The sequence below is a fragment of the Embleya sp. NPDC127516 genome (assembly GCF_044765325.1).
GTDB lineage: Bacteria > Actinomycetota > Actinomycetes > Streptomycetales > Streptomycetaceae > Embleya.
Genome location: NZ_JBIWJT010000031.1, coordinates 83,320 through 95,259 on the forward strand (window position 1 = coordinate 83,320; position 11,940 = coordinate 95,259).

The 11,940-nt window shown below is 68.1% G+C and carries 10 protein-coding genes; 2 read left to right on the forward strand and 8 right to left on the reverse strand.

The genetic code is table 11. The features are described 5' to 3' along the window. Positions 1-465: 465 nt before the first annotated feature. Positions 466-1,422 carry a TIGR03557 family F420-dependent LLM class oxidoreductase gene (locus tag ACIRL2_RS40425; protein ID WP_395873971.1) on the reverse strand — a complete coding sequence of 319 codons (957 nt, stop codon included), beginning with the start codon at positions 1,420-1,422 and terminating at the stop codon, positions 466-468. Between the two features lie 831 nt (positions 1,423-2,253). Here ACIRL2_RS40425 and ACIRL2_RS40430 point away from each other — a divergent pair. Together ACIRL2_RS40430 and ACIRL2_RS40435 are read left to right on the forward strand one after the other, a co-directional pair. Further along, positions 2,254-3,663, forward strand: coding sequence for an FAD-dependent oxidoreductase (locus ACIRL2_RS40430; RefSeq protein WP_402239134.1), 1,410 nt, complete (start codon positions 2,254-2,256; stop codon positions 3,661-3,663). Positions 3,664-3,727: 64 nt separating this feature from the next. After that, positions 3,728-5,269, forward strand: a complete 1,542-nt coding sequence (locus ACIRL2_RS40435) for a pyridoxal phosphate-dependent decarboxylase family protein (RefSeq protein ID WP_402239135.1) — start codon at positions 3,728-3,730, stop codon at positions 5,267-5,269. Between the two features lie 414 nt (positions 5,270-5,683). Here the strand turns inward: ACIRL2_RS40435 and ACIRL2_RS40440 are convergent, their stop codons facing one another. The 7 genes from ACIRL2_RS40440 to ACIRL2_RS40470 all read right to left on the reverse strand — a co-directional run bounded on the left by ACIRL2_RS40440 (position 5,684) and on the right by ACIRL2_RS40470 (position 11,852). Then, entirely contained in the window at positions 5,684-6,028 is a 345-nt protein-coding gene (locus tag ACIRL2_RS40440) for a hypothetical protein (protein WP_402239137.1), read from the reverse strand. A gap of 177 nt (positions 6,029-6,205) precedes the next feature. Beyond that, positions 6,206-7,462, reverse strand: coding sequence for a cytochrome P450 (locus ACIRL2_RS40445; RefSeq protein ID WP_402239140.1), 1,257 nt, complete (start codon positions 7,460-7,462; stop codon positions 6,206-6,208). Further along, positions 7,459-8,082, reverse strand: coding sequence for a GTP-binding protein (locus tag ACIRL2_RS40450; RefSeq protein ID WP_395873961.1), 624 nt, complete (start codon positions 8,080-8,082; stop codon positions 7,459-7,461). Before ACIRL2_RS40450 ends, ACIRL2_RS40445 begins: the two co-directional genes overlap by 4 nt. Further along, positions 8,042-8,407: a DUF742 domain-containing protein gene (locus tag ACIRL2_RS40455; protein WP_395873959.1), complete on the reverse strand. Its 366-nt coding sequence runs from the start codon at positions 8,405-8,407 to the stop codon at positions 8,042-8,044. The genes ACIRL2_RS40450 and ACIRL2_RS40455 overlap by 41 nt, the downstream gene beginning before the upstream one ends. After that, on the reverse strand, positions 8,404-8,838 hold the full coding sequence (locus tag ACIRL2_RS40460) for a roadblock/LC7 domain-containing protein (protein WP_395873957.1): 435 nt from the start codon (positions 8,836-8,838) through the stop codon (positions 8,404-8,406). Before ACIRL2_RS40460 ends, ACIRL2_RS40455 begins: the two co-directional genes overlap by 4 nt. After that, entirely contained in the window at positions 8,835-10,202 is a 1,368-nt protein-coding gene (locus ACIRL2_RS40465) for a sensor histidine kinase (RefSeq protein WP_395873955.1), read from the reverse strand. Before ACIRL2_RS40465 ends, ACIRL2_RS40460 begins: the two co-directional genes overlap by 4 nt. 501 nt (positions 10,203-10,703) lie before the next feature. After that, complete coding sequence (locus tag ACIRL2_RS40470; protein ID WP_402239144.1) at positions 10,704-11,852, reverse strand: helix-turn-helix domain-containing protein; 1,149 nt, start codon at positions 11,850-11,852, stop codon at positions 10,704-10,706. Positions 11,853-11,940 lie beyond the last annotated feature (88 nt).

Sequence of the window (11,940 nt, forward strand, 5' to 3'; positions counted from 1 at the left end):
ATCCCACGGTGCTCCGATGCGTCCGACGACCGCGACGATCACCTGCGAACTCGTGCGGCGGTGGCCTCGCTGACGACGAACCGCGGTCACGGACACCGGGCCAGGACCGCCAGAAAGGGTGTGCTCTTCTTCTCCCAGCGTGCACAGGCTTCCGCCACAACCGGCCCACCTACGCGAATCGGCATCGTAGTCAAGCAGCAATCGACCCCACGGGAAGCCACCGGGCGTGCAGGTCGGTGTCGAAACGCGCTTCCACCACATCGAACGGCGTGAACACCTCCGGACTACCGAATGGTTGACCAACGCCTCCGTCCACGGTCGGAAGCGTCAAGCCGGTCACGGTCACCCATCAGGAGGCACGCATCGAACGCGAGCCGATCACCGACGCCGACCGTCGCGCGGGCGCGTCCGGCGGCCGGATCAGCGAGGGTCATCGCCACGTCGTCTTCGCGGCGACCGCCCATGTCAGTCGCGCAGGGCGGGCAAAACGTGGTGCTGGTAGGCGTCGAAGAAGATCTCGTGCTGCGAACCGATCTGGCCCACGTAGACCTCGTCGAAGCCGGCGTCGGCGTAGGCCCGGACGGTTCGCACGTGCTCGTCGGCATCGTCGCCGCAGGTGACGGCGTCGGCGACCATATCGCGGGTGACGAGTTCGGCGGCCTGCTCGAAGTGAGCGGGTGTGGGCAGGATCTGGGCGAGTTCACCGGGCAGCAGCTCATTGGGCCACAGGCGATGCACCGTGTCGACGGCCTTGTCCCGGTCCGTGCCCCAGCACACCTTGACGCCTCCGATCACCGGCTTGTCGAGCCCGCCGCCGGCCCGGAATGCGCGCACCAGATCGGTGTCGGGGGTCATCGTGACGAAGCCGTCGCCGATCCGCCCGGCGAGTTCGGCCGCGTTCGGCCCGAAGCCGGACACATAGATCGGCAGCGGCGCCTCGGGCGCGGTGTACAGGCGCGCGTTGTCGACCGTGTAGTGCCGACCCCGGTGATTGATCAGGCGGCCGGTGAACAGCTTTCGCATGACTTCGACGGCTTCCTCGAGCATGTCTCCCCGGTCCGCGAAGGCAGGCCAAGGATTGCCGTTCACATGCTCGTTCAACGCCTCTCCCGTGCCCACGCCGAGCACGAATCGCCCACCGAGCAAAACGAAGGATGTGGCGGCGGCCTGCGCCGTGATGGTGGGGTGCAGACGCACGGTGGGACAGGTGACCAACGTAGTGACCGGCAGGTCAGTGGCCTGCGACAGCGCGCCGATCATCGACCAGACGAACGGGCTGCTGCCCTGCGCGTCGTTCCACGGGTGGAAATGGTCGGAGATCGCCAAACGGGTGAAGCCCGCCCGCTCGGCGCGTCTGGCCTGGTCGAGCAATTCCTTGGGGGTGAACTCCTCGCAGGACAGGAAATAGCCGTACTCGGTCATCGTTTCGTGCTCCCTCGCCACTGGTCCGACTCTCGCCACGCCGGTACCCCGTCACGCTCGTCGGATGCCCGCGCATGCCGCGACCGGCGAGCGCTGTTCGCAAGCCGACAAGGACGCCGGCCCGGTGGCGCTCCCAGGCGCGTGGAAGCCCCGCGACAGGGCGCACGAACGGGATGTCGAGTTCGATGAGGGCGTTGCGCCTTCGATGTGTCGGCAGCGTGCTGCCCACCGGTCCACCGAGTGGCGGGAATGTCGAGCGGGCGCGAGCCGTAGCCGCCGGCGCCGTGCGCGGCGCCTGGGAGTTCCGGAGCCGTAATCGTGCGCCGCGATCTCGACCGGCGGGCCCCGCAAGCTATCCGCCACCACCCGGCGATAGCCGAGGGACTTGCCCCACGCCTCGCGGGGGATTCCCGGTGGTGCGCGGCTGGGTTCGATGATTGTCGGGGGTGGCGCGTGGTGGTCCGTCGGATTCCGAGTGGGAGTTGGTCGGGCCGTTCCCGCCGGTTGGGCGAGCGCGGGCCAGCACCGTTGGATGTCGGGTGCTGGGAGTCACAACGTGCGGACGGCGCCCGGCACACCCTCCGCGCAATATGGATAGCGAGTCACGAAGGGCAAGCGGAAGATCGTATTCCTCTTAATGCCGCGATTGCCGGGGAAAGCCCGAGGTCCTGACGTGGTCACGTGTCATCCGCCTTCGAGCCACGCTCAGGGCGCCTACGCCCGCGAGCCCCCTTCCCCACAGGGCCGGCCCGCCGCCGACGCCGAACGCGTCGCGCACCGGACCCCCACCATCGGACTTCTCGCGGGGCCGCTCGTCATCGAGGGAACGCAGTGAAAGCAATAGTCGTCGGCGCGGGTCCTATCGGCTGCCTCATGGCAAAACGGCTCAGAGACCGGGCTTTCGAGGTCGACGTCTACGAGAAGGGGCCGGATCCCAGGCTGCCCGCGTCGGGCTCCCGGCGGACCTATTCCTTCAATCTGACACTCACCCTGCGCGGGACCGGCGTCCTCGAACCCGAACTCCGGACCATGCTCGAGTCCGAGGGTGTGCGGTGCGGGCATCGCATCGTCCATCACACCGACGGGACGTTGTCCGCGCACGCGTACGGCTCCGAGCCCGGGCACCACCTGCTGTCGATCCCCCGTCACCGGGTCCACCACATCATGCTCGACGAGGCCGAGCGCGCCGGGGCGCGACTGCACTTCGGCCACGAGTGCGTCCGCGCCGATGCCCGCGCCGGCCGGGCCGTGTTCATCGCCGGCGGCGACCACCTCGTCCACGGACAGGCCGCTCTTCTCGTGGGATGCGACGGAGCCGGCAGCGTCGTCCGCCACGCGATGTCCCGCGGCGGCAGCCGCCTCGACGTCCATCAGGAGTACATCACGCACGGATACATCGAGCTACGGATGCCCGCCGGCCCGCGCGGCCAGGACATCCTGGTCGAGTCCGCCATGGACCCGGATCTCCCTGCCGGACTGCATGTCTGGCCGCGAGGGGACCACCTGCTGCTCGCCCAGCCGAACCGCGACCACTCCTACTCGGCGTCGCTGTTCCTGCCGATGAGCGTCGACGATCTCGCCGTTCCCAGCTTTCGAGACCTGCCCACGGCAGCGGACACGGAACGATTCTTCCGGACCGAATTCCCCGACATCGCCCGCCTGTTCCCGGGCACGGCTCTCCATTTCCCGCACCGGCCGCCCGCATCGCTCAGGATCATCGAGGCCGGACGCTATCACCACGGCCGAGCCGTCCTGGTCGGCGACGCCGCGCACACGATGGTTCCGTTCTACGGCCAGGGCATCAACTGCGGCTTCGAGGACGCGCACGTCTTCTTCGACATCCTCGACCGCGTTCGCGGACGTCACACGGGGGACTTCGTCCCCGAGACGTTGGCCGAGTTCACGGCGGCACGCGTCGGTCCGTGCCACGCCATCAGTGCCCTCTCACGTGCGCACCTCGACACCTTGGCCGACGACACGACGGACGCGACCTTCGCACACCGCAACCGTGTCGAGCGGTTGGTTCAGGAGGCACACCCGCACGACTTCACCCGGCTCTACGAGAGCGTCGCATTCTCCCGGATCCCCTACGACCGGGTCGTGGAAACGCACGACCGGGGCAGGCGGCTGCTGTACGAGTTGTTCCGCACCTTCGATGCCGAGTCCCAGGCGAAGCGAATCGTCGAGGAATTCGGCCGCCGAGTCGGGTCATCGCGACCCGCCGAACTGTACAGCGCGTAGGCATGGCATACCGCCCCACCTGCAACTCTCCGCCCACACCGCGAACGAGGGACGACGACGATCCATGGCCGAATTCGCCCATGACAAGGCCCCGGAACCGGCCGGCCCCTCGGGGCCGGGACTCAACCTCTCGATCGCGCAGTCGCGACAACTGCTGGAAACCGTGTCCGCGTATGTGCTGAGGTTCCACCAAGACCTCGCGGCCGGCGCCTATCCCGCCTCCTACGTCGACGACTCCCTCGACGTCGCGGCCTACTCCGACGGCCTGCGCGTTTCGAAGGAACTACGCGAAGACGACGTCCCCACGGCACCCACGGACCTCGAACCGCTCCTGGACACGCTCTTCGGGCCGGCGATGACCAACGGCACGATGCATCCCCATCCCGGTTTCATGGCGCACATCCCCTCCGGCGGCCTGCTCCAAAGCGCCGTCGCCGACTTCGTGGCCGCCTCCGTGAACCGGTTCGCCGGTGTCTGGATCGCCGCGCCGGGCTTCCAGCAGATCGAGCGCAACGTCATTCGCTGGTACTGCTCGATGCTCGGATACGACGAGGGGTCCTTCGGCTACCTCACCACCGGCGGCTCCATCGCCAATCTCATGGCCCTCGTCTGCGCCCGCCGACACCACGAGCGCATCTCCCCCGCCCTGCGCACGCCCAGGATGTACGTCTCCGGCGAAGGACACTTCTCGATCTCCAAAGCCGCCCGGACCGTCGGCCTGCCGGCGGCATCGATCACCACCATCACCACCACCGCGAGCCACACTCTGGACGTCGACGAACTCATCGCGACCATCGAGTCCGACCGCGTGGCCGGGCTGAGCCCGATGTGCGTCGTGGCGACCGCCGGCACCACCAACTCGGGCGCCATCGACGACCTGGACCGCATCGGCGCCTACTGCGAAGCCAACGACATCTGGTTCCACGTCGACGCCTGCTTCGGTGGCTTCTTCCGCATCACCACCCGAGGAAAGGCCGCCCTCGCCGGGATCGAACGCGCCGATTCGATCGCGGTGGACGCGCACAAATCCCTTTTCCTCCCGCACGGCAACTCCGCACTCCTGGTCCGGGATCGACGCCGTCTCGCGGACGCCTTCGAAGTCCCCGGTGCCGCCTACCTCCCGGGCCTGACCGAGAACGAGGACGTCGTCGACTTCTGCGGCCTGGGGCCGGAACTCTCCAGGGAGATACGCGGCCTCACCGCGTGGCTCCCGCTGAAGATGCACGGAATCCGGGCCTTCGAGGAACGCCTTGACGCGACCATGGACCTCGCTCACCACCTCGCCGAAGGCATCAGGAAACTGCCCGGCGTCGACCTGGTCCAGGCCCACCCCGCCGTCCTGCCGGTGGTCACCTTCACCGCCGCCGCCGACCCCGCCGACGCCGGACAGGAGAACAAGGACCGGCGGAACGCCCGCTTGTGCGAGCTGATCTGCTCCCGCAAGAACACCTACCTGACCACGACGGAACTCCCCGGCGTCGGTCTGGTCGTACGCGCCTGCATCCTCCACCCGCGCACCGATCGCACGGTCGTCGACCGCCTTCTCGAGGACATACGTTGGTCCGTGACCCGGCTGGCCGCCGGACCGGCGAAGGCATGGTCCTGATCCCGATCGCGTCGAAAGCGAAGACTCGGTCGGACCGGCGTTCCCCGTCCGATCGGCCCGGGCGAGCCGCTCCACACGACCCCACCGGTGCGCGTCTTCACAAGGGCGACAATCGCGCTCCGTTGCGGGAGCCGTTGTCCGCCGCGCTGTCGGCCAGGGTGAGCCCCCGGCTGTCGAACCGCGTGGCGATCACAAGGGCCAGGAGTACCTCCGACACGGCGCCCGGGCTTCCGCCTCGGTGACATCCGGGACCCGTCGGGTCGCGACCGAGCCGGAAGGCGATTTCCCGCCTCCACCGGGGCGCAACGGTTCGTCGCGGATCAGCTCGCTTCCGTTGGGAAGAACCATCCGCTTCAACGCCTCGCGCTGACCGTCAACCATCACCGGAACCGTCGAACATCACGCGAGACACCGTCAGGGATGTCCCAGGACCGAACTGTCAAGCATCTCCCTGGCCCTCCCTTTCGGGCAGATCGAAGGTTCTGTCGCGAGTTCCGCGATCTCCTTCGTGTTGATCTTCATCGGTAGAGAACGACGCGTTTGCGGAGGAGGTCGGGCTTGGCCCGGGTCGGCGCGCATGAACCTGCGGACGGTCTCGGGGTCCCAACCGAACTCGGCGACGATCCCGGTTCCGTAGACGGGGCCCTTCTTCAGAGCGAAGTCGTCGACCCCGAGGGCCCGGACCGTGCGGACCTCCGGGTCGGGCAGGGCCCGGATCAGTCGCAGGAGGGCGTCCTTGCCCAGGCCGATGGCCTGCACCTCGGTGAGACGGGCGGCTGGCCCGGCCGCCGAGCGCGAGGGCGATCGCTTCGCGGATCGTGCGCAGGAGCACGGTGCAACGTCCGTACCGGAAGCGCAGATCGGGTACCTGCTCGGCGAAACGGCCCGCGTTCCGTCTGTCTCGGCGCCGCCTCGCCGGCCGCTCGGCGACGAACGTCAGTTCGTCGTTGTCGGGATCGCCGCCGAGAACGGATTGCCCGGCCACGCCCGACTCCCTGCCCTCCTCGTGCTCCGCAGCGGGGTGAACCGCGCCGGCAGGTGCGCCAGGGCGCTGTGGAAGGGGCCGATACGTGCTTCCAATTCTTCCTCGGGGATGGTGAGTTCGAGGTCGGTGCAGCGCCGGATGAGCTGTTCGATCGCGGTGGTGGCGATCAGGAGAGCGTCGTGACGCACCGGACACGCGTGCGGGCCGGCGGACCAGGCCAGATGCGCGCCGCCCCCGGCGATCCGGTCGGTACCGGGCCCGTTCGGGTCCGTGTTGGCTGCGGCGAAGGACACCATGACGAGGGTGTGCGCCGGAATCGTGGTGCCGTGGAAGTTGACCGTGCGTGTGGGGTAGTGCGGGGCGAAGTTGCTCATCGGCGGTCGCTCCCGCAGGATGCGACCGATCGCGTGCTCGGTACTCAGCGCGCCGTTGGACAGGTCGTTGTAGTACTGGTTGTCGCTGAGCATGAGCGAAAGTGTGTTGGCGATCAGATTGGTGGTCGGTTCCTGCCCGGCGGCGACGGTGAGAACCACAGTGTGCAGCAGTTCCTCCGTGGACAGGTCGGCCGGGTGGTCCAAGAACCAGGACGTCAGGTCGTTGTCGCGCCGCTCGAGCTTGGCACCGACGAGCCGGTTCATGTACTCGTAGAACTCCGCCTCGCCCGCCCCGCTTTCCAGCAGGCTCGCCAGCGCGGAAATCAACTGTGGTGCGGCATCGTCGCGTTGGCCGAAGAGTCGGTTGAAGACGTAGGAGGGAAGCGGACGAGAGAAGTCGGTGATCAGGTCGACCTGCCCGCTGTGGGCGAATCGGTCGATGAGCTGATCGGCGATCTCGCGGACGAGGTCGCGCAGGTGATGCGGCTCGACCAGATCGAAGCAGTCGGTGACCACCCTGCGATACCGTTCGTGTGCGGTGCCGTCGGTGTACAGCGGGTTGGGACGCGGCCCCAACATGCCGAGGATGGGGTGGTCCGACGACAGGCTCGCGGCCCAGGTCGTGGGATCCTTGCTCCACGTCTCGGTGTCGTGCAGCAACTCCAGCGCTGCCCGATAGCCGATCACCAGATGGCCGTACACCCCCGGCGCGATCTCCACCGGAGCGATCACCCCGTGGTTGGCGCGCATGTCGCGGTAGTGGCCTTGCTGGTCCCGGGCGAACTCCCGGCTGTACAGCTGGTAGGCGTTGGGCAAGTACAGCGGTGTGGTCACGAGGCGGCGTCCAGGCGGATTCGGGTGAGGGCGTGGCGGACCAGTTCGATCAACGCGTCCAGCGAGGACGTGAAGTCCAAGGCGTTGCAGGACACCACGGGAGTGTCCGCGTCCAGGTCGAGGTGGTCGCGCAGTACGTCGGGGCTGACATCGGGTGAGGTGGGGAAGCGGTTGACGGCCACGCAGTACGGCAGTCCGCTGCGTTCGACCAGGTCGAGCGCTTCGAAGCTCGCGTCCAGCCGGCGGACGTCGAACAGGACAAGGACGCCCTTGGCTCCGTAGGAGACGTCGTCCCACGCCTCTTTGAAGCGGCCCTGTCCGGGCGCACCGAACAGGTAGAGGATCGTGTCACCGGGGTCGAGCGTGATCCGCCCGAAATCCATGGCGACGGTGGTGGTCGTCTTCTCGGGAGTGAACTCGAGGTTGTCCAGGGATACGCTCGCGGCCGTCATCACCTCCTCGGTGTGCACCGACCTCATCTCGGAGACGGCGCGGATCAACGTCGTCTTGCCGACGCCGAGGCCGCCCGCGACGACGATCTTGACCAGGTACGTCGACGACTCGTCGAGATACGCCGGTTCAACGGGCGAGGTCGTTCTCGCGAGCCTTGACGAGTCCATTGAGCACTCTCTCCAAAAGATCGACGTCGGGAAGGTCGGCCGGCGGCACGGCCTGCACTACGCCCAGGTCCACCAGGTCGCCGACCAACACGCGGATCACGAAGACGGGAAGGCGCAGGAAGGCCGCGGCATCGGCGATGGTGAGCGTCCCGCCGGCCAGTACCTCCAGGAGCCGAAGGTGGGGTGAGTCCAGGCCGTTGGGTACGTACTCCCCGAGCCGTGAGAGCCTGGTGAGTTGGTCGTAGGTGTTCCGGTGCGTCGCGCTGCGTCCGCCGGTGGCCAGGTACGCAGGCACGGTCCGTGGGGCCTGCCTGCGTGCGTTCATTGGGCGACGTCCTCCCGTGTCTCGGCGCCCACGCCCCGCCCGACCAGCGCGATCAGCTTGAGCATCGAGTAGGCGGCCGTGCCCAGTTCCGCGTCGGGCGTGGTGAAGGCCGCGAGGCGGGTGTTCTTCCCGGCGTCCATGACGATCAGGTAGCCCTGATCGGTGTCCACGACCACATTGCGAATCTCCAGTTCGGCGCCGTTACCGGGAGCCATCGCGCGGACCGTCGCCTTCGCGGTGCTGTGCAGGCCCGAGCCCATGCTCGCGACGCTGTCCTGGGTGTCGACGTCCATCGCGTGGGCACCGGCCTTGAGACCGTCCGCGGTGAAGAACAGGGCGCTGGCGATGCCCGGTTCGGACCTCACGAGTCGCTCGGCCCACGCTGAATGGTCCGGCTGCTCGTTCATCGAGTGACGACGGGCCTGGGTCATGTGGGATTCCCTTCGATGTATTTGGGACGATCGGCGTCGACACGGTGCTGCCGGGTGACATCTTGGAAGCCGGCGAAGCGGTGGCGCACCTCGTCCGCGTCCTGCGGTCGTTCGCTCTCCAGCGATACCGGCTTCGGGTCCGGGCGCTGCCGTCGCCGCCGGGGCATGCCGTCGGGCGCGGTGGCGGGCAGCGCCGCAGCCGCGGCTTCGGGCGTCGACGCCCGGGATTGTTGCCGCAGCAGACCCACGGGTACGGCGGCGGCGGCCGAGACCGGCTGAGTGACGGGATCCATCGACACCAGCAAGTCCTTCGCGATGTGTACGGCTGCGTGCACTCCTCCGTACTGGGACACCGAAACGTTCACGTCGATCGGATACTCGCGTACCAAGCGGCCGATGCCCGCGAAGCCCAGCCGCGGCGGTGACCCGAGCTCGGTCAACAGCACACGCCTGCTGCCCGAGGTCATCCGGTCGACGAACTCCCGGTCGTCGGGATGGATTCCGGGGCCCGCGTCGTCGATGACGACCAAGGCTCCGGTGGCCGTTTCGTGGATCGCGACGGAGACGGGCACCGTTCCCGTGGAGAAGTAGGCGGCGTTCGCCATCAACTCCGCGAGGATGACGGCCACCGGTTCGGCCGCGTGCGCGACCACGCCCACGCGTCGCTCGACGCTGAGGTTGTTCACGGGCCTGATCAGTTGGTAGCTCTCGATGCGCGCCTGGGCGCCGGCGACCAGGTCCTCCAAGTGCGAGTCCACGCGCGACAGTCCGGTCGAGTCGCCGCAGGCGACCGCCATGATCTGCCACAGCCGCTTGGTGCGCTCGTTGAGGTGGTCCAGCTTGACCAGGCTGTCCAGGATCTGCGGATCCTCGAATCGGTCCTGGGCCTCGATCAGGATGCGCTGCATCTGCTGCGAGAGGGTTCGTGAACCGGCCGCCGTGCGACGCAGGATGTCCTGCGCCGCCTCGTCCACGCGGATGCGTTCGTCGCGAACGCCCGAGGCCACGACGTCCAGGATCTGTCGTTGCAGTTCGCCCAGTTCGGTCCCCGCCCAGCGTGGATTGTCCAGGGGCGGCACGGGCACGTGGGGATGCGCGAGGTGGGTGATCAGGCCAGGGAGCCGAACCTTGCCCAGGTGACGCAGCTCCTCGTGGACGTCTCGGAGATCGACACGACACGTGTCGGTCTCGATCCGGAGTGCTTGGAGAGCCTGCTCGGCTCGGGCGGTGCCGACCTCGGCCTCGTGCAATGCCCGTCCAAGGCGGCGTGCACGCCGTTCAGTCCGGATCAGCCAGGGCACTGCGATGACGCCGGCGGCGGCGACGACGGTCAGCACCACGGCGAGTGCGTGGGGTATCTGCATCAGGCGATGTCCAGTCGGGCGAGGGCGATTTCCCTGGTCGATATAGGTGTCGTGCGATGAACTGTCGTGTGGATCGCACCCTTTGGTGATCTCGAATACGCAGTCGGGATCCGCCTGTGGGCGGCATCGGAGGTGACGCGATTCACGGTCGTCAGGGAACTTTCGCAACCGGCAGGGTCTCTGCGGCCGATGTGTTCCCGGGTCGGGTCTGGTCTCGGTGTGAACGTGAGGGGTGGCGCGCGACCGGGCTGTCGGAATCGGCCGTCCGTGGGAAGACGAACAAGCCATGGGGCCTGCCGACGATATCCGGCCAACCGTTACGATGCATCTATCAGGAAGGAGGAAACAGCACGAAATCAACGCTGTCGTGGCCGAAAACCCGCAGAACTCCTCGCGAACATCCGTAAAACGCGAGGCGAACGTGCCGGCCTGCGCTGCGTGGCCAAACGTGGCTGGGCCCGCGAGGGCGTGCCGCTCGCTCCTCGTCCATCGGCCCGGGAATCACGCCCACGGTTCATCCATCTGCGCCTTCGGTTCGGTCACGTCGACGAATTCCATGGCGTTGCCCTGCGGTTCCGGCAGGCGCGTACGGCGGTACTCGCCCGGGGTGACTCCGTACCGGCGTCGGAAGCCGCGAATGAGGACCCCGGGGTCGGTGAAGCCGACGGACTGGCCGACCGAGCTGACGGAAAGGTGCCGTTGCCGGGGATCGGCGAGTCTGCGACGGGCTTGGTCGAGGCGGGTCTCGCGGATGAACTCGGCGGGAGAGCTGTCGCCTTCGCGAAAGACCAGGTCGACGTAACGGGTCGAGACGCCGAAAGCGGCGGCGAGCGTTCTCGGGGACAGGTCCGGGTCGGCCAGATGGAGGCGGATGAACTCGCGCATGCGCGTCGACTGTGCACGCCGGGAGAGTTGCACGTCGGAGCTCCACATACCTGGTCCTGCGGCTGTTCGAAGTGTGGACACGAGCAACTCGTACGTGGTGTGCCCGAGTTCGGCCAGGACCTCGGACGGTCGACCGAGCGGGCTGCAGGCGAGTTCGGTGACGACCGCGGTGAGCACGCGCAGCGTCGGGTCGTGGGCCGGGATGACGCGACCGACGGCGGGAGCGGTGCGCAGGTCCCGCCGGAGCGCGGCGCGTGGCACGTGGATGGACAGGTAGTGGGCGAAGGCGTCGGCGGTGAGCGAGTAGGGCTGGGTCGAGTCGACCAGCACGGCGTCGCCCGGGCGCAGCAGAGCGTGGTACGTGCCGGCGGCGGCCCGGCTGGGCCGCACTGCGAGCAGGAGGAGGTACATGTCGACCGGATTGCGCTTGATGAGGCGGGGAGTTCGGGCGACTTGTACCGGATCGGAGGCCACATCGCTGATGCTGACGGCGCCGAAGTCGTGGACGTTGACCCAGCCCGTGTAGCCGCGGGGGTCCGGCGGGTGGAACGGGGTGGCGTCCAACTGGAAGATCGCGTCACGCAGGATCTCGCGCCAGGTGTCGACGTCCGGAGCGGAGCCGGCCGAGGGCGCGGCACCGGGGCGCGGCGTCGACCGCCGGCGACCGTCCGAACCGACGCGGTGGCGTGGGGCGTTCCCGGAGCCCAAACCCGCGAGCGACCGCTTCCGTGAACGCGGCGTGTCGGGCTCTCGTGGACCTGTCATGCGGCCAACTTCTTTCCAATGTGGGCATATCGGGGAGCGTCCGCCCATCGACGAGGGCCCATCGTAGGGGCGGCGCGCCGACGGTGTC